The organism is Streptomyces sp. H27-C3, assembly GCF_030063415.1.
Taxonomy (GTDB): domain Bacteria; phylum Actinomycetota; class Actinomycetes; order Streptomycetales; family Streptomycetaceae; genus Streptomyces.
This window is the reverse complement of record NZ_JASITA010000034.1, coordinates 64,717-84,872: the sequence shown is the minus strand read 5'-3', so window position 1 is coordinate 84,872 and position 20,156 is coordinate 64,717. Positions and strand designations below refer to the sequence as shown.

Below are 20,156 nucleotides of genomic sequence, written 5' to 3'. Positions count from 1 at the left end.
TCAGCCCGATCGAGTTCGAGGAGAGGTACTACTCCGATCAGGCAACGACCAGAAGAGCGAACCTGAAACCCCGTCAACCCTCCCTGACCAGCTGATCAGCATCTCCCGAGTAACGGGGGAACCTCACTTCCCCGAGGGCACCACACTGCTCGGCCTGATCCGCTCCGGCCTCGGCACCGAACCGCCGCCCCCCGGCGATCCGGTCGCGCTGGCCGACGTACGACTGCTGCCGCCGCTGGAGGCGCCCTCCGTACGGGACTTCGTCACCTTCGAGGAGCACATCGAGGGTGTACGCCGCAGCGTCGACGGTGTCGCCGGGGTCCCGGACGCCTGGTACGACGCGCCGACCTTCTACTTCACCAACCCCTACGCCCTCATCGGCGCCCATGACGACGTCCCCGTCCCCCCGGGCAGCCACGTGCTGGACTTCGAGCTCGAAGTCGCCGTGGTCGTCGGCCGCGAGGGCCGCGACCTCACGCCGGAGCAGGCCCGCGACCACATCGCCGGATACACACTGTTCAACGACTGGTCCGCGCGCGACCTCCAGTCCCGCGAGATGCAGGTCAACCTCGGCCCCTGCAAGGGCAAGGACACCGCCACCACCCTCGGCCCGTACCTCGTCACACCCGACGAAGCGGAGCCGTACCGCGACGCCGACGGCTTCCTCCGACTCGGTCTCACGGCTGAGATCAACGGCGAGGCCGTCGGCCGGGACCTGCTGTCCAACATGAGCTGGACCTTCGAGGAGATGATCGCCTACGCCTCCCGGGGTACGTCCGTCCGCCCCGGTGACGTTCTCGGCTCCGGCACCTGCGGCAACGGCGGCTGCCTCGCCGAACTCTGGGGGGTGCGCGGCTGTCAGGATCCGCCCCCGCTCCAGCCTGGCGACACCGTCACGCTCACCGCCGACGCCCTCGGCACGGTCTCCAACACCGTCGTCCCCGGGACCCGGCCTCATACCGCTCCCGCAGGGCCGCACGCGCCCCCGGAGCCGGCCGTGAACAGGCTTCAGGGCAAGGTCGTCGTGGTCACCGGGGCCGCCCGCGGCCAGGGCGCCGCCGAGGCGGCGGCCTGCGCGGCCGAGGGCGCCCACGTGATCGCCACCGATGCCCAGCCCTTCGCGACCGAGACCGAGGGCGTGGTCCAGCGGACCCTGGACGTCTCCCGCGACGAGGAGTGGGCGGCGCTGGCGGACTGGCTGCGTCACGCGTACGGCCGGGTCGACGGGCTGGTCAACAACGCGGGGATCAACCGGCGGGCCCGGGTCGGTGAGGTCACCGTCGCGGACTTCGACCGCGTCCAGGCCGTCAACGTCACCGGACCGCTCCTGGGCATCCAGCACCTGGCACCGCTCATGCCGCCGGGTTCGTCCATCGTCAACATCGGTTCCGCCGCCGCGCTGACCGGCCACTACCCGGTGGCGTACACCGCGAGCAAGTGGGCGCTGCGCGGCCTGTCCCGATCCGCCTGCCTGGAACTCGGCCCTCGGGGCATCCGCGTCAATTGCGTCCACCCCGGGTTCATCGAGACCCCGATGACCGCTTCCGCCGCCCCAGCCTTTCGGGAGGCCAATCTCCGCGAGACCCCGCTGGGCCGCTCCGGCACGGTGGCCGAGGTCGCCGCGGTCGTCACCTTCCTGCTCTGCGACGCATCGTCCTTCGTCACCGGCGCGGACATCCCTGTCGACGGCGGGCTCACCTCGCACGGCGGGACGAAGTCCATCTCCGACGCCCTTCTCCCCGATCTCCCCGAGGAGGATTCGTGAGCAGGCTCTCCGGCAAGGTCGCGCTCGTCTCCGGCACCGCACGCGGCCAGGGCCGGGCAGCCGCGCTGCGCTTCGCCGCCGAGGTCGCCGAGGCCGCCCTCGTCATCGGCGGGCCGCCGCACACGACCATGCCCTGGTCGGCCGGCCGCAAGTGGCTGAAGCGCTCCACGGGTACGTCCAGCATCAGCAGACGGAGGTCTCGCCCGTACCTGCCGACGTGTGACGTCGACTGGTACGGGCGCGCGAATTGAGATCGCCGTCGTCACCGGTGGTAGGGAGTCGGTACGGGATCGGACACTGTCCGCATACCGGCGTTAATCAGCCAAGTGCTGGGGTCTCTGTCCTCGAGTGCTGCCGCTGCGGCAAAATGGCTGCTGATGACCACCAGCGCCGCCGCTCCGGACCTCGGGCCGGGCGGGTTCAGTCCCTTCGCTCACCTCACCGTGCAGAACACCGCCCTCTACCGCCAGGTGATGCGGGCGTTCGTCATGGCCAAGGAACACTTTGCCGTGCATCTGCGCCCCGAGGACGTGCACGCCGCGCTGCCCGGGGAGGTACGGCCCGGCGAACTCGACGGGGTCGTCAAGGCACTGGACAAGCTGGTCGAGTGGGGGAATCTACGGGCCGACCCCGACACCGGGCGTGTCAGCGCCGTCGAGGATTTCTATCGCAAGCGCTTCATCTATCAGCTGACCCGGGCCGGGGAAGCAGCCGAGGAGGCCCTTGCCGCCTATGACGAGGCGCTCGGGCGGCGCGGCGCCCTCCAGGCCATCGCACTGCACGACATCGTCACGCAGCTGCGGGCCCTCCTCGTGCTCACCGCCGACGACCAGCCGGATCCCGGCAAGACGTACCTCGCGTTCGACGCGCTCGCGAGCCGGTTCGCCGCTCTCGCCGAAAACGCGCGCGCGTTCATGGGCTCGTTGCAGCGCACCATTGATCTGCATGAGGTGGAGGAGGCGGTCTTTCTCGCCTACAAGGATCGCCTCATCCAGTATCTGGAGCGCTTCATCCAGGACCTGATCACCTTGGGCGGGCGCATCGCCCAGCTCATCCTGGAGCTGGAGGAGTCGGGCAGGATCGAGGTCCTGCTCAGGGCTGCCGCCGGGCGGGAAGCGGCCGACGCCGCGCCTGAGGAGGCGGAGCACGCCGCGCAGGAGGCGCACGCGCACTGGGCCGGTCGCTGGGACGGGCTCGCGGCGTGGTTCCTCACCCGGAACGGACGCGAGTCGCAGGCCAGACTGCTGCGTGGCCGTGCTCTGGGAGCGATCCCGCAGATGCTGGCCGTCGTCCGAGTGCTGGGGGAGCGCCGGGCCGGGCGGTCCGACCGTTCCGCCGATTTCCGCACGCTCGCCCGCTGGTTCGCCGAGGCCGGCGACGACGCGTCGCGGCACCAGCTGTGGCGGGCGGCCTTCGGGCTCTATCCCGCCCGTCACCTCACGATCGACGCGGACACGCTGGCCGCCCGCGTGGCCGCACCGGTGCCCGCGGCCACTCCCTGGGCCGCCGCTGAGCCGCTGCGGATCAGCCCGCAGCTGCGCCGCACCGGAAGTTACGAGCGGCGGGGCAAACCCCGCAAGGTCGAGGATCGCCGGGAGCGGCGTCGCCACCTTGCCGAGGTGGCGGCCAAGCAGGTGGCCGAGATCGCCGCGGCCCGGGCCCGGCTCGTCACGGACGGAACGGTCAGGCTGTCCGAACTCGGCGAGCTCGACCCGGTGTCCTTCGGGCTCTTCCTCCAACTGCTCGGTGACGCACTCGCCACGTGGCGGCCCGGTATGCGGCACACCGTGGCCACCAGCAACGACGGCTCCATGGAGATCAGGCTCAGCGCACTGGCCGACGGACCGGCGGCGGAGATCCGTACGCCGTCGGGGACGTTCCGCGGGCCCGATCACCTCATCGAGATCGTCGACCTGACCGACGAACCCCCGCACGGAGAAGGCGAACGATGACCACGCCACTGGCCGAGGTGCTCGACGGGCAACATGCCGCTGAGCTCCGCAGGGCCGCCCGCGCCCTTCTGAAGCAGCCTCTCCTCCTCGCCCACGGCAGGCACGCGGAGGAGTTCCGGCTCGTGCGACGGCATGCCTCCGAACTCCGCGAGTGGTTCGACCGCAACACCGGCTGGCCGCTCCATGTGGACGCCGACACCGCCCGGTTGCGCAAGATCCCCGGCGTGCTCGACGACGCCACGCACCCCGCGCGCGAGGCGGCCCGTGCCGCCACCCCCTTCACCCGCCGTCGCTACGTCCTGCTCTGCCTGGCCCTGGCCGCCCTGGAGCGCGGCGAGTCGCAGATCGCTCTCGGCCGTCTTGCCGACCAGGTCGTCCTCGACGCGACCGATCCCGGGCTCGTCGCGTCGGGAATCCAGTTCACTCTTGACCGCCGGGACGAGCGCCTCGACCTCGCGGCTGTCGTACGGCTCCTGCTCAGTCTCGGTGTACTGCGCCGGGTCGCCGGAGACGAGGACGCGTATGTGAGCGGCGCGGGCGACGTGCTCTACGACGTCGAACGCCGGGTGCTGGCAGGACTGCTCGCGACGCGTCGTGGGCCCTCCACCGTGCAAGCCGAGGCCACCGCCGACCGGCTGGCGCAGCTCGTCGCCGAAACCGCCCTCGACAGCGACGACCTCCGCTTCCGTGCGATGCGGCAGACACTCACCCGCAGACTTCTGGACGATCCGGTGCTCTACTACGACGAGCTGAGCGACGCCGAGCTCAGCTACCTCACCAGGCAGCGGGGGTTCCTCACCGCCCGCGTGGCCGACCTGACCGGTCTGGTGCCCGAGATCCGGGCCGAAGGCATCGCCATGGTCGATCCCGAGGACGACCTCACCGACGTACGGATGCCCGAGCAGGGCACCCACGGCCACATCACCCTGCTGCTCGCCGAGTACCTGGCCAGGGCGGGCGGGCCGGTCACCACTGACCAGCTCGCCCAGCGGGTACGGGAACTCGCCGCCGAGCACGGCACGTTCTGGGCCAAGAACGCGCGGGAGCCGGGCATGGAGGGCGAGCTCGTCGAGCAGGCCGTCGCCCGGCTCGCCGCCCTCGGCCTGGTCTCCCGTAGCGCCGACGGGGCCGAGCCCCGCCCCGCGCTGGCCCGCTACGCGGTCGGCGCACCGGTCGTACTCCCACCCGGCAACGTACGCATGCCGGCACAGCGAAAGGCCGGTCAGGCGTGACCATCGCACTCCCCGAGCCGCTCCGCACCCGCTGGCAGCCCCTGCGGATCGGGCTCGTCGACCTCTTCCACTACGACGTGGAGGAATTCCACTTCCGTGACGGGCGCCTGCTGCTGCGAGGCAACAACGGCACCGGCAAATCCAAGGTGCTCGCGCTCACCCTGCCCTTCCTGCTCGACGGCGACCTGAGCCCGCGACGGGTGGAACCGGACGGCGACCCCGGGAAGCGGATGGAGTGGAACCTCCTGCTCGGCGGGGAGCACCCGCACACCGAGCGCCTCGGCTACACCTGGATCGAGTTCGGCAGACTCGACGCGACCAGCGGGGAGAAGCACTTCCGCACACTGCTGTGCGGACTGAAGGCGGTGAGCGGACGCGGAATCGCCCGGCACTGGTACGCGGTCACCGGCCAGCGCGTCCACCACGGACCCGGCACACCCGCGGAGGGGTTCCTCAGCCTGATCGACGCCACCGGCACGGCTCTCTCGCGGGACCGTCTCGTCGAAGCCGTCGTCGGCCACGGCATGGTGTACGACCAGGCCAAGGCCTACCGCAGAGCCGTGGACGAGGCACTCTTCGGGCTCGGCGAGCAGCGGTACGGCGCCTTGGTCGACCTGCTCGTCCAGCTGCGCCAGCCCCAGCTGTCCAAGCGCCCCAACGAGGGAGCCCTTTCCCGCGCGCTCACCGAGGCCCTGCCACCGGTGGACCAGGCCGTCATCGCCGACGTGGCCGAGGCGTTCCGCTCGCTCGACGAGGAGAAGGCCGAACTGGCGGCCGCCTCCGCCGCGGAGCGTGCCGCCGCCGGCTTCCTGGAGCACTACCGGCGCTACGCCCGCATCGCCACCCGCCGCCGCGCCCGTCTGCCCCGCGCCGAGCACTCCCGCTACGAGCACCGCCAACGGGACCTCACCGAGGCGCAGTCACAGCAGGCCAGGGCCGAGGAGGAGCGGCAGGCGGCAGCGGAGCTGACCGACGCGCTGGAGGAACAGCAGAACCGGCTCCGTGCCCAGGACGCCGCCCTGCGCGAAAGCCCCGAGATGCGCAGCGCCAAGGATCTCGACCAGGCACACCATGAGACGGATCGCACGGCGCGCGCGGCAGAGCGTGCGCGGAGCGACCGGGATCAGGCGGTACGGCTGCACAACAAGGGCCTGGAGCGGCTCGGTGCCGCCGAGAACCGGCTGCGGGCGGCCGACCGGCACGCCAAGGACACCTATCGGCAGGCGGGCGAGGCGGCCGGCGCAGCCCGGGTCGTCCTACCAAGGAACGACGGGCTCACCACGAGTGAACTGCGCAGCTCCGTCGAGCAGTCCGTGGAGCGGGGCCGACGCGCGCTCACCCATGTGGAGGGCCTCGCTCAGGTCGCTGCCCGCGCCTCGGAGGAACGGCGCAAGCAAGCCGTCCGACTGGACGAAGCCGATGCCGACCGGGCCGCGGCCTCAGCGGAACTCGGCCTGGCCGAGGAGGACGTGGCGCACGCCGGACGGGCGCTGCTGGGCGAGGTCCGCACCCGCGCCCGTGGCTGGATCGAACTCGCCTATCCGGATGAGCCCGGCCTGCTGGACGAACTCCAGGAGTGGGTGGGCCGTCTCGACGGCCCCTACCCGGCGCGGGCCGAGGCCGCGCGCGCCCACAGCGCCGCATCCGCGCGCCTGGCCGAGCAGGCTGCCGGGGCCGCCCTGCGCCGGACCGAACTCACCGAACACGCCGGCAGGCTGCAGCAGGAACTGGCCGCGTTGGAGGCCGGCGGGCGGCGTCCGCCGCAGCCGCCGCTCACCCGTACCCCCCGTCTGCGTGATCGGCTGACGGGCGCCCCCTTGTGGCGGCTGGTGGACTTCAAGGACGAGCTCGCCGAGGAGGAACGCGCCGGTCTTGAGGCCGCCTTGGAGGCGTCCGGGATGCTGGACGCCTGGGTACTCCCCGACGGCGCCGTTCTCGACGCCGACAGCCACGAGATGCTGCTCGCCCCGGCCGAGGGTCCGGTGCGGGGGGCGTCGCTCGCGGAACTGCTGCGCCCGGCCGTGGACCACGGGGACGCCGGGGCCGCGGCCGTGGGAGAGGGCACGGTCGCCCGGCTGCTTGCCGCGATCGGCGCCGGGTCGGCCGGTGCGGTGGCCGACGCGCCGGGTGGTGAAGCCGGAACCTGGGCGGCGGTCGACGGGCGCTTCCGGGTCGGCGCGCTGACCGGCCGATGGGCCAAGACCACCGCCGAGTACATCGGCGAGGGTGCGCGTGAGGCCGCTCGGCGGTCTCGTATCGCAGCCATCCGTGCCGAACTCGACCTTCTTCAGGGAGAACTGGCGACCATCGCGGAACTGGCTGCCACGGTGGCCGCCCGTCGTAGGGTCCTGGACGCCGAGGTGGCGGACGTACCGGATGAAAGTGCCCTCAACCGCGCGCACGCGCGTGTGGCAGCCGCCGCCGAGGCCCTGCACCGGACCGGCGAACGGCGCGACGAGCGGGCCGCCGCCCTCCTGGAGGCGGCTGAGCAGAGCGAGTCGGCCGCGGCCGATCTGGCTCGGGCGGCCGAGGACCTGAGGATGCCGGCCGATCAGGAAGGGCTGGCCGCGGTGCGTGACGCGCTCGGCTCCCTCGCCGCGGCGCTGGCCGCCCTCTGGCCCGCCCTGCGTGAACGCGGCGAGGCGGCCGGGCGGACGGAGGACGAGCGTACCGAGGCCGGACAGGCCGCGGAGCGAGCCGCTGAGCTCACGGCACGCGCGAAGGAGGCGGTGAGCGAGGCGGCAGCCGCCGACGAACGCTTCACCACCTTGCGTTCCACGGTCGGCGCCGCCGTCGACGAACTCCAGCGCATGCTGGCGCAGGCCGCGGAGGCGTTGCGCGTCTGCGAGAGCGAGCAGCGGGTCAGCCGCCAACGCCATGCCGAAGCGGATCGGGCGGCGGGCAAGGCCGAAGGCCGTATCGAGCAGTTGCACGAAGGGCTGAGAGAGGCAGCCGAGGCGCGTACGGAGGCCATCGCCGCGCTCCAGCGGTTCACCGCAACCGGGTTGATGGCCGTGGCGCTGCCCGACATCCAGGTGCCCGCCGTGGACGGTGGCGCATGGGCAGCCACCCCTGCCATCGCGCTGGCCCGCGCCATCGACGCGGGCCTGTCCGCCACCGACGACTCCGACAGCGCGTGGGAACGGGTGCAGCGCCGGCTCAGTGAGGAGTTCAAGACCCTCCAGGACACGTTGTCCCGGCACGGGCACAGGGCCTCCGCCCGGATGGTGGAGGACGGCATGGTCGTCGACATCGTCTACCAGGGCCGCGAACGAGCCGTACCGGAACTGGCCGAGGCGCTGGCCGTCGAGGTCGGCGAGCTCGCCCGCATCCTGTCCGCACGGGAACGGGAGATCCTGGAGACCCATCTGGTCACGGAGGTCGCGGGGACACTCCAGGAGCTGATCGGCGCGGCCGAGAGGCAGGTGCGGGACATGAACGTCGAGCTGGAGGAGCGGCCGACCTCCACCGGGATGCGGCTGAGGCTGGTGTGGCGGGCATCCCGCAAGGCTCCCGCCGGGCTCGCCCATGCCCGGGACCGGCTGCGTCGGTCGGCCGACATCTGGACCGCCGAGGACCGCGCGGCCGTGGGCGAGTTCCTCCAGGAGCAGATCGCGCGTCAGCACACCGACGACGCGTCGGGCAGCTGGCTGGATCACCTCACCGCCGCACTCGACTACCGGACCTGGCACGAGTTCGGGGTCGAGCGGCACCAGCAGGGCCGCTGGGTCCCGGCCACTGGACCCGCGTCGGGCGGCGAGAGGGTACTGGCCGTCTCGGTGCCGCTGTTCGCCGCCGCGTCCTCCCACTACGCGAGCGCGGGCAGCCCGTACGCACCGCGCCTGGTCACCCTCGACGAGGCGTTCGCCGGAGTGGACGACGACTCGCGCGCCAAGTGCCTGGGACTGCTGCACGCCTTCGACCTCGACGTCGTGATGACCAGCGAACGAGAGTGGGCCTGCTACCCGCAGGTGCCCGGCATCGCCATCGCCCAGCTGTCGCGGATCGACGAGGTCGCGGCGGTGCTCGTCACCCGGTGGGAGTGGGACGGCACGCGAAGGCGGCGAGGTCCGGACCCGGAGAGGCCCGAGCATCCGATTCCGGTACCTCGGGCCGAAGCGGCCGGTGCATCGGAGCCGCAGTGGAGCTGACTCCCGTCACGGCCGTGACCGTCGATGACGTACGGCTGCGCAGACTCCTTGGCGACCCCGGACTCGGCTGGCTGGTCGACCGCGCACGTCGGCGCCTGGAGCGCGGGCAACCACTCATCGGCCCGGTCTCGCTGAGTGTGCCCACCGCAGGCCAACGATCAGCCGCTGAAAGGTTGTTGGGGCGCACCCCGGGCAGCGGGCGGTCCTTGTCCGTGCGGCTCGACGCGGTGGACGACCTGCTGCGCCGCTCCGGCATCAGCCCGGCGGGGCTGGCCGCAGCAGTGGTCGCGCTCACCGGGCCGGTCACGCTCCTCGGCCAGGCCCGTGCCGAGGAACAGCGGTCCTGGCAGGAGGCGTACGGTCCGGTCGACACCCTGGCGGACGAGGTCCCCGCACTGCAAGTCTGGGTCGAGCGGCTCCGGAGCGACGGGCTGGTACGGCGCCTCGCCGGTACGCCCACCGCTGCGGCCGACCTGCTCGGCCGGGCCGCCACCGCCCTGGCTGCCCTCCCGGTGGAGCCGCCGGTGTCGCTGCCCACATTCTCCGCCCAACACCTCGGCAGCGCACATGCGTTGGACGACGGAACCCCCCTCTGTACCCTCACCCTCTCCGGCGTCCGGGCGCTGACCGGCTTTCCGGACGGAAGCGGCGCGCAGTGGCGACGCGAGGTGTGGGCTTCGGTGGGACTACTGCGTGACGAGCTGTCCTCGACCGTGCTCACCCTGAATCTGAGGGGCACTCCTGCCCTGGACTGGATGGCCGAAGCGGGCGAGCCCGCCGTACTGACTCTGCGGCAGCTGACCCGGTGCCCGCCTCTCTCGGCGCCGCCGACGGTCCGGATCTGCGAGAACCCGGCCGTGCTCGCCGCGGCCGCCGACACGTACGGCGCGGATTGCGCACCTTTGGTCTGCCTCCAGGGGCAGCCGTCCGCCGCCGCCCTCACCCTCCTGCGCCATCTCCACACACACGGCGCCCGCTTCCGCTACCACGGGGACTTCGACTGGGGAGGCCTGCGCATCGCCGCCGCCCTGCTGCGGCGGGTCCCCTGGAGCCCTTGGCGCTACACCGCGGCCGACTACCGCGCCGCGGTGCGCACGCAGCCCGTCGGCCCACCCCTCGCCGGGGCCCGGGTCGACGCCCCGTGGGACCCCGACCTGCCGGGCGCGTTGGAGGAGTCAGGTGTGCGGGTGGAGGAGGAGGCGGTGCTGAACGACCTGCTGTCCGATCTCGGATGAGGGAGGGCGGCCTCCTGACACGAGAGGCCGTCGATACACTCCGGATGCGCAGGCGACCGACCGGCAAACCACCACCGACCAGGGAAGGGCCCGCGAACCCGTGGAGCCATTGAGGGACGACGACCCGCGGACCATCGGCGTGTACACGCTCGTGTGCCGACTCGGCGCCGGAGGCATGGGGCAGGTCTACCTCGGAGAGTCGCCAGCCGGTCAGCTGGTGGCGGTGAAGGTGATCAAGCCGTCGGTGCTCGACGAGGACAGCAGGGCCCGGTTCCTGCTTGAGGTGGACAGTCTCAAGACGGTGTACGGGCCGTTCATCGCGTCCTTCGTCGCAGCTGACGCCCATGCGGAACGTCCGTGGCTGGCCGTCGAGTTCGTGCACGGACCCGACCTCCTGGCCCATGTCGCCGAGCACGGTTCGCTGCCGCTCGTGGAGACAGCCAGTCTCGGGGCGCTGCTCGCCGAGGGGCTCGGCACCGTGCACGAGGCGGGGCTGCTGCACCGTGACCTCAAGCCCCAGAACATCCTGCTCGCTCCGACCGGCCCCAAGGTGATCGACTTCGGTCTCGCGGTGCTGGCCGAGCGGCGCTCCACCCTGACCGCCACCGGTGTGGTGGTGGGCTCGGTGCTGTGCATGCCGCCGGAGCAGGCCCGCGGCGAGCACGATCTGGACCGGCCCGCAGACGTCTACGCACTGGGCGCGGTCCTCTTGTACGCCGCCACGGTCCACTACCCGTACGCGGGTTCCAGCTGGCAGGCCGTCGCATTGAAGATCGAGGACCCGGCCGTGGCGCCGGACCTGAGTGATCTGCCACCCCAGCTGGAACCGCTGATCTCCGCGATGCTCGCCCTCGACCCCGCCGACCGCCCGACGCTGCCCCAGGTCACCGAGCAGCTCGTCGGCGTCATGGCAGGTCAGGGGCTGACCGCAGTGCAGGCCAAGCGGCGGCTCACGGCGCTGACCCCCGAGGTCGCTCTGCCCGAGGCCTTGGAGCTTCCCGAGGATCCGCCCGGCTACACCCCGACCCTGGTGGACGTCGCCGTGTACGAGGACGACGAGGCTCCGCCGCAGTCGGGGGAAGGCGCGCCGGATGCGGACACGCCCTCCGACGAAGCCGTTCCGCCCACTCCGGAGAAGCCCGGGACGAGCAGCGATCCCGCCCGTCCGGGCGTCCGGCTGTCCGCGCCGCTGCGGATCGCCGAGGTGCTGCGGGCCGCTTACGCGAGCGACGCACGTTTCTGAGCAGCCGCACGCCCCATGACAAACTCGGGGTGTGATGACGACGCCGCATTTCCCAACCCGAACAACGGAGTGACCACGGGTGTCAGAGCAGGGGCAGACGAAGTTTCCGCCCGGGGCCCAGATCCTCGTCCGGGACGAGGAGTGGCTGGTCAGGACCGCGCGCAGGACCGATCACGACGGCGACCGGATCGAAGCCATCGGTGTCTCGGAGTTCGTACGTGACGAGGAGGCCGTGTTCTTCACCGGCATCGACACAGTCGAGCTCCTGGAACCGGAGAAGACGCGCCTGGTGTCCGACACCTCCTCCTACTTCCGGCGCGGGCGCCTCTTCCTCGAAGCGGTCCTGCGCAAGACGCCGCTGCCGCAGACCGAGCGCGGGCTCGCCCTGGCCGACCGCTTCCTCCTCGACCCGCTCCCTTACCAGCAGCGGCCCGCCGAACTCGCCCTGTCGATGCGCAACCTCCGCCCCCGCATCCTGATCGCGGATGTCGTCGGCCTAGGCAAAACCCTCGAAATCGGCCTCACCCTTGCCGAGTTGATCCGCCGGGGCCGCGGCGAGCGGATTCTCGTCGTGACCCCGCAGAGCGTCCTGGAGCAGTTCCAGCACGAGCTGTGGACCCGGTTCTCGATTCCGCTGGTGCGGCTCGACTCGCTGGGCATCCAGCGCATCCAGCGCGAGATCCCCGCGGGCCGCAATCCGTTCACCCACTACAAGCGCGTGATCATCTCCGTCGACACGCTCAAGAACATCGGGCAGTACCGCCACCATCTGGAGCGCATCCAGTGGGACGCGGTCGTCATCGACGAGTCCCACAACCTCATCAACCAGGGCAGCCAGCGCCGCGCCCTGGCCGAGACGCTCACCCCGCGCACCGACGCCCTGATCCTGGCCAGCGCCACCCCGCACAACGGGGACAAGCGCTCCTTCGCCGATCTGGTGTCACTGCTCGACCCCGCCGCCATCGTGGACCGCGATCACTATGACCCGGCCGACGACCTCGGGCACCTCTTCATCAGACGTACGAAGATCAGCCCCGAGGTCCGCAACGGCATCGGCACCGAGTGGGCGGATCGCGGCCCCACCCGGTCGCTGCGCTGCCCGGCCGGCGAGGCCGAGGAACGGATCTTCGCGGAGCTCGCCGAGCACTGGCTGCCCGCACCGTCCGGCAGCACCGAGTTCGGCACGGCGGACCAGGAGCGGACCTCCGTCAGCACGGACCCGCTCTTCGCGTACAACGTCCTCAAAACGTTCCTCTCCTCCCACAAGGCTCTGGGAGAGCTGGTCGACCGGCGCGTCGCCTCACTCGGCGAGCGGGCGCGGAAGGCGATGGCGGACGAAAAGCGGCCGGATCCGGCGATCGACGGTGAGCAGGCCGCCCTGGTCCGGCTGCGCACCCTCGTCGACTCGATGGGGGACGGCAGCACGCCGGGGGACTCCACCAAACTGGACACCCTCGTCGAGCAGTTGGAGCAGATCGGCGTCGGCCCGCGCAGCGGCACGCGTGCGGTGATCTTCTCCGAGCGCGTCGAAACCCTCAAGTGGCTGGCCGAAAAGGTACCGGAGCGCCTCGGCTTCACCCCTGACAAGAACGGTGACCACAAGGCTGTACGAATCATGCACGGCGGGATCGTCGAGGAGCAACAGCGCGTGATCCGCGAGGAGTTCAGCCTCGGCGGTGCTCCGGTGCGGCTCCTCTTCGCCGGTGACGTCGCCTCCGAGGGTGTCAACCTGCACCGCCAGTGCCACCACCTGATCCATTACGACATCCCGTGGTCGCTGATCCGCATCGAGCAGCGCAATGGACGTATCGACCGGTACGGGCAGCGTCACGCGCCGCAGTTCCGGGCGCTGATCCTCACCTCCGAGCAGCCGGGCGCCAAGGACGACAGGACCGTCGCCGAGAAGCTCCTCGTCCGCGAGGAGGAGGCCCACAAGCTGAGCGGTACGGCGGAGGCGGAAACCGGCTACTACCGTGCCGACGAGGAAGAGCGGCGCCTCATCAGGGAGTTGATGGAGGGCGGCACGGTCGAGGACTTCTTCGCGTCCGCACCCGCCTCGGACGACGCCGACCTGGCAGGGCTGTTCGGCCAGGTCGACACCATCACCGAGGAGGAGCTGCCGGCCCGAGCCGAAGTGCCCTCGCTGTTCGACGGCGACACGGCGGCTTTCGTCGACGCGGCGCTCGACGAGCTGTACGAGGACCGTGCCGAGGATGTCATCGGCCTGTCCCGCAGCAAGGACGCCAAGAACCGCCCGTATCTCTCCCTCTCCCCGGACAAGGCCCCCGACCTGCTGCGCCGCCTCAAGGCCCTGCCGCCCTCCTATCTGAAGGAGCAGGGTGTGGCCGAGCGCATGATCCTCTCCTTCGACCGGAGTCTCGCCCAGGACAAGCTGACCGAGGCCCGTGAGGCCACGGACACCATCTGGCCCACCGTCTCGTATCTGAGCGACATCCACCCGGTGGTGGAGTGGCTCACCGACAAGGTGCTGGTGCAGTTCGGGCGGCAGGAGGCGCCGGTGATCACCTCCCCGCACGTGGAGCACCCCACCTTCCTGATCCAGGGCATCTACTCCAACGCCCTCGGCCGCCCCACGGTCCTGCGGTGGATGGCTGTCAGCGCCGACCCCGACGCCCCCGTGGGGGAGATGACCGACGCGCTGCACGCGGCGAAGGTCCGGCCGGACCTCGCCCGTACCGGCGATCCGCGCGACCTCGAACACCTTCAGTCGCTGGTGCCGGCCGCGGTGGCGCGGGCCCGCGAGCACCTGGAGAGGTCCAAGGAGGACTGGGCGGACCAGATCAGCGGCCCGCTCGCCGAGTACCGCAAGCGCCTGGCCGACTGGCGTCAGGAGTCACTGGACTCGCTGACCGGCGAGAGCACTCGGCGTAAGCGGCAGGTCGAGAAGACCGCGGGCGATCAGGCCGATCTCCTCGACCAGTTGAACACCACCGGGCTTCCCCTGCTTCGCGTGCTCGCCGTCCTGGACAAGCCCGCCCCTGACGGAGCCCCGGACGCCGCCCCCGAGCACCACGCCCCCGACCACGCCTTCGACCCGGCGGAGAACTGACGTGACGTACGACTCGCTGGTCAATCACGGCGACTACCTCTCGGCGCACTACCTCGCCGAAGTACTCCCCAAGGACCTCAAGGCCAAGGACGGCCTGCTGGCCCGGTGGGCCGAGACCGAGGAGCGGGAGCGCCGCGAGCACTCCGCCGCCCTGGCCGAGGCCAAGTCCGAAGGGCGCGCCCCCGCGACCGTCCCGCCGCGCGCCCGCACCCCCCGCGAGGGGCTGCGGGCCCTGCACGGCCCCTATTTCGCCTCCCGCGCCGACTTCGCCCGGGACGCGGAGGCCCTTGCCGTACCGGACGCGCCGGTCCCCGCCGACTGGGCCAAGCGCCTCACCGAGCTGCACCTGGCCACCCTGCGAGGGCTCGGCTTCACGGACGCCCACGAGCAGGCGGTCACCGTCCACCGCTCGGGCCACGACTACCCGGTCCAGGCCCTGCACGACGAGCCCGGCCTGATCGCCGTCTCCTGCGGCTGGACCGACGAGCCGGACGCGGCCCTCGACCCGGACGACGCGGGCCGCCTGCTGCACCCGGTGGCCCTGGAGGCGTCGGCCCGTCTCGCCGACGCGAAGGCCCTGGCGGACTTCCTCTTCGAGTGTGACGAGCCACCGCGCTACATCCTGATCCTGGTCGGCGGCGTCGTCGTCCTCGCGGACCGTCTCGCCTGGCACGAGGGCCGCTATCTCGCCGTCGGCCTGGACGCCGCCCTCAACCGGCGCGACGTCCGCAACGGCGGTGAACTCGACACGGTCGCGGCGCTGTTCGGCGCGGACTCGCTGCGCGTCCCCGAGGAGGGCGGCACCGCGCCGCTGGCCGGATTCGTCGACAAGTCCGGCAAGCACGCGGTCGGCGTCTCCACCGAACTGCGCGAGGGACTGCGCCTGTCCGTCGAGTGGATCGCCAACGAGGTCCTGGCCCGTCTGCGGGACCAGGGCGTCACCCCGGAGCAGATCGACGAGCCGGCCCGTCTCGCCAAGGAACTCGGCCGCGAGTCGCTGCGCTACCTCTACCGCATCCTGTTCCTCCTGTACGCCGAGGCCCAGCCCTCGCTCGGCATCCTGCCGGCCGACGATCCCGAGTACGCCCGGGGCTACGGCCTCCAGCGCCTCGGCGACCTCGTCGTCCGCGACCTGGTGGGCGAGCGGTCCCGACGCGGATTCCATCTGTACGAGTCCCTCGACCTGCTCTTCCAGCAAGTCCAGAAGGGCCACCGGGAGTTCGGCAGCGAACCCGAGGACCTGGAGGCAGAAGCCGCCGACCGTGCGGCCACCGAGGCCGAGCGGGAGGCCGCCGAGCTCCTTGCCTCCAAGGCCATCACCCGGGACGAGTACACGGAGCGGATCCGCGAGGCCGACCGCGCCCGCAAGTCCGCCGCCCGCAGCGCCGATGTCGGCCTGCGCTTCGAACCGCTGCGCTCCGACCTGTTCCGGGGCGACGCGGTACGCCTCATCTCGGCCGACCGGATCGAGAACCCGGCGTACGAGGAGGGCTCGGGCCTCCCCGAATTCCTGGACGTCCGGCTGCGCAACGAGACCCTGCACAAGGTGCTGCGCCGCCTGATGCTCACCAAGGGCAAGGGCCGTGAACGCGGCGGCTTCATCTCGTACGCACAGCTCGGCATCAACCAACTCGGCGCGGTCTACGAGGGGTTGATGTCCTACACCGGATTCATCGCCCAGGAGGACCTGTACGAGGTGGCCAAGGGCGGCGACGCGTCCGGCGGCAGCTGGATGATCCCCGCCTCCCGGGTCCAGGACTACCCCGACGAGGTGTTCGTCGAGCGCCCCCACGAGGAGACCGGACGCCCGCTGCGCGTCGTCCACCCCACGGGCTCCTTCGTCTACCGCCTCGCGGGCCGCGACCGGCAGACGTCGGCCTCGTACTACACCCCGAAGTCCCTGACCGAGGTCACCGTCGAGCTCGCGCTGAAGCACCGCCTCGACCAGGACGGCACGGAGACGTCCGCCGAGGAGCTCCTCGGCTGGAAGATCTGCGAGCCCGCGCTCGGCTCGGGCGCGTTCCTCAACGAGGCCATCGATCAGGTGGCTGCGGAGTATCTGCGTCGCAGGGAACGGGAGTTGGACCGCCGTATCGATCCGGAAGTGCGGCCCGTCGAACTCCAGAAGGCCAAGGCGTACATCGCCCTGCACAACGCGTACGGCGTGGACCTGAACGCCACCGCCGTGGAGCTGGCCGAGGTGTCGCTCTGGCTGAACTCCATGCACCCCGGCATGCGCGCGCCCTGGTTCGGCCTGCATTTGAGGCGCGGCAACTCGTTGATCGGCGCGGGACGCAAGGTGTACGGGGCGGACGCGCTGCCGTACGGCCAGTGGCTGTCGAAGAAGCTCCCGCTGCCGCCCACCGAACTCCCCTTCCGGGACGGCGACTTGCCGGAAGGCGCCGTGCACCACTTCTTGCTGCCCGCTCTCGGCTGGGGCGCGGTGGCCGGGGAGCCCGAGGCGAAGAAGCTGGCGGAGGAGCAGGCGAAGGCGCTCGGGCAGTGGCGCAAGGGGGTGCAGAAGGCGCCCAAGGGCAAGCCGTTCGAGGAGAAGGCCGACGAGCCGGCCGACAAACGGCAGGCGCGTTACGACAAGTGGGCCAAGGCAGCCGCCAAGACCGAGGCGGGGCGGCTGCAGGCGGTCGCCCGCCGGGCCGAGTTCCTGTGGAGCCTGGTCGCCAAGCGTCTGGAACTGTCCGAGCGGAAGGTGTCACGCCGGATCGACGTGTGGGGTGCGGAGTGGCTGGAGCCTGCGAAGGAGGCCACCGACAAGCAGCGTGTCCTGGACGACCTGACGGCGGCCGGCACGCCGTACTGGCGGCTGAAAACGGTCATGGACGCGTGGTGCGCGCTGTGGTTCTGGCCGCTGGACCAGGTGGGTCTACTTGATGGCACGGACGCGAAGTACGCGCCGGGCGGTGGGGTGTTCGAAGCGGCGCCCGCCCCGGTGGCCCCGGAGGTCGCCGCTCCGAGCGGCCCCGCGCCGGGTGATGCCGCCTGGCGGGCGGCCGGGCTCTTCGGCGACCCCGACGGTGAGCAGGACGAGCTGGGTGACGCTGCGGAGAGCGACAAGGGTCTGGAGATCAAGGGCCTGAAGATCAAGGGGCGGAAGGCGTCGGGTCGGCAGGCCGAGATCGCCGAGGACCGGCGGCGTCCGGCCATTCCGCTGAAGACGTTCGCCGACTGGCTGGACTTCCTGGAGCTGACGCTGGGCACGAAGGACGCGGACGCCGGTTCGTTCCTGGACGGCCTGGACGACCTGCCGGTGGACGAGGCGCTGCCACTCCTGGAGGCGTACGAGCGGAGTCTGGACGGCGTGCTGGGCATGGACAGCCCGTTCAAGCTGTCCGACCGCTTTCCGTGGCTGCACGCGGTCGAGGACATCGCGGGCACGAACGAGCGCGACATAAAGGCCGAGGACGGGCACGGGTTCTTCCACTGGGAGCTGCACTTCGCGCATGTGTTCCGGGGGGAGCGGGGTGGGTTCGACCTTCAGGTGGGGAATCCGCCGTGGGTCAGGCCCAGGTGGGAGGAGAACCCGCTGCTCGCCATGTACGAGCCGTGGTTCATGCTCACGGAGAAGCCGACGAAGGCCGAGCGGACGCGGCGCCTTGACGAGCTGATGACGGCGGAGCCCGTGCGCCGCTACTTGCTGAACGAACTGGCCGCACACAGCGGTACGGGAGCGATGCTTGGCTCCGGCCTGCTGTACCCGCTGCTGCGGGGCACCCAGCCGGACCTGTACCGGGCGTTCATGTGCCGGACGTGGGAGCACATGGCGGGGGACGGGGCGGTGGGGCTCGTCCACCCGGACTCCCACTTCAGCGGCGACAGGGAGGCACGCCTGAGGGAGGCCGCGTACACCAGGCTCCGGGTGCACGGCGACTTCGTGAACGCCGGAAACCGCTTCTTCCCGCCGCCTGTGGGCCGATCCAGCCACTTTGGCGTGCACATCTATGGGCAGGAAGGCGAGATCGGGTTCGACCACTTGTCGTGGCTGTTCTCCGTGGACGCGCTGCGCCTGTCGGCCCAGGACGACGGCACGGCGCCGGACCCCGGTGTCCGGTACGGCGACGGCTGGGACGAGCGCCCGCACCGTAAGCGGATCGTACGGGTGGACGAGGAGACGCTGGCGCGATGGCAGCGCCTGACGGGCGACGAGGGGCAGCCCGTGCGGCAGGCGCGGTTGCTGTCCCCGGTGAGTACGGCCGAGGCGCAAGCGATCGAGGCGCTGGCGGATTACTCGCTGCGGCTCGCGGACTATGAGCCGCAGATCAGCAGCGGTTACCACGAGAGCGGCGCCAAGGCGGCCGACCTCATCGACTACAACGTGCCCGATGCGAGCGGTGGCGTTCACCACCCGGCCGACTGGTCCCAGGTGATCCTTAAGGGGCCCCAACTCGGCTTGGCCAACCCGATGTTCAAGCAGCCCAGCCAGGGCGGTGGCGAGGTCTTGGGGCTCAACCCGCTGACGCTCGCGGACGACGCGGTGCCCGAGTCCGAGTACATGTATGTGGCGAAGCCTGAGGTATACCGCGCGGCGCAGGACAAGTGGAGCGACCATCGGACGCTGGACGAGCTGAGAGCGTCCGAGCGCGAGGTGGCGCGGGCGCGGGCCGCAGTGGCCGAGGCGCGGAAGGTTGCGCCGGAGGAGGTCACGAAGGAGGAGGTGGACGGGGAGTTGGTGAGGCGGTTGCGGCGGCCGTTCACCGAGTTCTATCGGGTTGGGTGGCGAAAGATGATCGCACCCGATACCGAACGTGCCCTATACGTAGCGCTGTTGCCCCCAGGCCCATCGCACATCGATGCAATGCGCAGTGGATCTGTATGTAGCGGGCGATCCACTGCGCTCGTGGCTGGATTCTGGTCGTCGATTCCTGTCGACTACCTGCTCCGTACGGCGCGCGTGAGGAATCTCGACGTGACCCCTGCGGGGCGTCTGCCGATGCCGGCGGCCGATCATCCTCTGGCGTCGGCTCTTCTGTTGCGGACTCTTCGTCTCAACTGCCTGACGACTGCCTACGCGGAGCTCTGGCGTGAGCTGTACGACCCGACATGGCTCGGTTATGAACCCTGGGCCCATGAGTGGCAGGGCCTCCAGCCCTTGCACAGCGTCACGCCCGAATGGAATCGCGACACCCCGTTCCGTACCGAACGGGCCCGCAGGGCCGCGCTCGTGGAGATCGACGCCCTCGTGGCGGTATGGCTGGGAGTGAGCGCCGATGCATTGGCGGCCATGTACAAGTCCCGCTTCCCGATCATGCAGGACTTCGATGCCGTCACCTGGTTCGACGCGAATGAACGCAAGATCGCGGGCGATCGCTACACCTACGGCCACGGTCAGACCAAGCAGGACTATGAGCAGTTCCTCGCCTACGACAAGGGTGAGCGCCCCGAGCCTCCCGAGGGCTACACCGCTCCCTTCTGCAAGGCCGACCGTGAAAAGGAAATGCGGGCCGCGCACGCTGTCTTCGCGGAGAGGCTGCGGAATGCGCAGGAGAAGTAGGC

The 20,156-nt window shown here is 71.0% G+C and carries 9 protein-coding genes and 1 pseudogene; all 10 read left to right on the top strand.

Annotated features, from left to right (window positions below; translation table 11 throughout):
* The first annotated feature begins 91 nt into the window (after positions 1–91).
* The 10 genes and pseudogenes from QMK30_RS28490 to QMK30_RS28445 all read left to right on the top strand — a co-directional run bounded on the left by QMK30_RS28490 (position 92) and on the right by QMK30_RS28445 (position 20,154).
* Positions 92–1,001, top strand: a pseudogene (locus QMK30_RS28490) (fumarylacetoacetate hydrolase family protein).
* Positions 998–1,765 carry an SDR family NAD(P)-dependent oxidoreductase gene (locus QMK30_RS28485; protein WP_283521204.1) on the top strand — a complete coding sequence of 256 codons (768 nt, stop codon included), beginning with the start codon at positions 998–1,000 and terminating at the stop codon, positions 1,763–1,765. The pseudogene QMK30_RS28490 and the gene QMK30_RS28485 overlap by 4 nt, the downstream one beginning before the upstream one ends.
* The gene (locus tag QMK30_RS28480) at positions 1,762–2,016 is read left to right on the top strand and encodes a hypothetical protein (RefSeq protein WP_283521203.1); all 255 of its coding nucleotides are present in this window, start codon (positions 1,762–1,764) and stop codon (positions 2,014–2,016) included. Before QMK30_RS28485 ends, QMK30_RS28480 begins: the two co-directional genes overlap by 4 nt.
* A gap of 126 nt (positions 2,017–2,142) precedes the next feature.
* Positions 2,143–3,717, top strand: a complete 1,575-nt coding sequence (locus QMK30_RS28475) for a TIGR02677 family protein (RefSeq protein WP_283521202.1) — start codon at positions 2,143–2,145, stop codon at positions 3,715–3,717.
* Positions 3,714–4,949: a TIGR02678 family protein gene (locus QMK30_RS28470; protein WP_283521201.1), complete on the top strand. Its 1,236-nt coding sequence runs from the start codon at positions 3,714–3,716 to the stop codon at positions 4,947–4,949. Before QMK30_RS28475 ends, QMK30_RS28470 begins: the two co-directional genes overlap by 4 nt.
* Positions 4,946–9,100 (top strand): TIGR02680 family protein, encoded by a 4,155-nt coding sequence (locus QMK30_RS28465; protein ID WP_283521200.1) that lies wholly within the window; start codon positions 4,946–4,948, stop codon positions 9,098–9,100. Before QMK30_RS28470 ends, QMK30_RS28465 begins: the two co-directional genes overlap by 4 nt.
* Entirely contained in the window at positions 9,091–10,335 is a 1,245-nt protein-coding gene (locus tag QMK30_RS28460) for a TIGR02679 family protein (RefSeq protein WP_283521199.1), read from the top strand. The genes QMK30_RS28465 and QMK30_RS28460 overlap by 10 nt, the downstream gene beginning before the upstream one ends.
* Positions 10,336–10,435: 100 nt before the next feature.
* Positions 10,436–11,578, top strand: coding sequence for a serine/threonine-protein kinase (locus QMK30_RS28455; protein WP_283521198.1), 1,143 nt, complete (start codon positions 10,436–10,438; stop codon positions 11,576–11,578).
* Between the two features lie 79 nt (positions 11,579–11,657).
* On the top strand, positions 11,658–14,648 hold the full coding sequence (locus tag QMK30_RS28450; RefSeq protein ID WP_283521197.1) for an SNF2-related protein: 2,991 nt from the start codon (positions 11,658–11,660) through the stop codon (positions 14,646–14,648).
* 1 nt (position 14,649) lies between these two features.
* Positions 14,650–20,154, top strand: a complete 5,505-nt coding sequence (locus tag QMK30_RS28445) for an Eco57I restriction-modification methylase domain-containing protein (protein ID WP_283521196.1) — start codon at positions 14,650–14,652, stop codon at positions 20,152–20,154.
* The last annotated feature ends 2 nt before the right edge of the window (positions 20,155–20,156 follow it).

Bases quoted from the DNA above. Each gene is read 5' to 3' on its own strand.
- QMK30_RS28475 (WP_283521202.1), top strand. From the start codon at position 2,143: ATGACCACCAGCGCCGCCGCTCCGGACCTCGGGCCGGGCGGGTTCAGT.
- QMK30_RS28470 (WP_283521201.1), top strand. From the start codon at position 3,714: ATGACCACGCCACTGGCCGAGGTGCTCGACGGGCAACATGCCGCTGAG.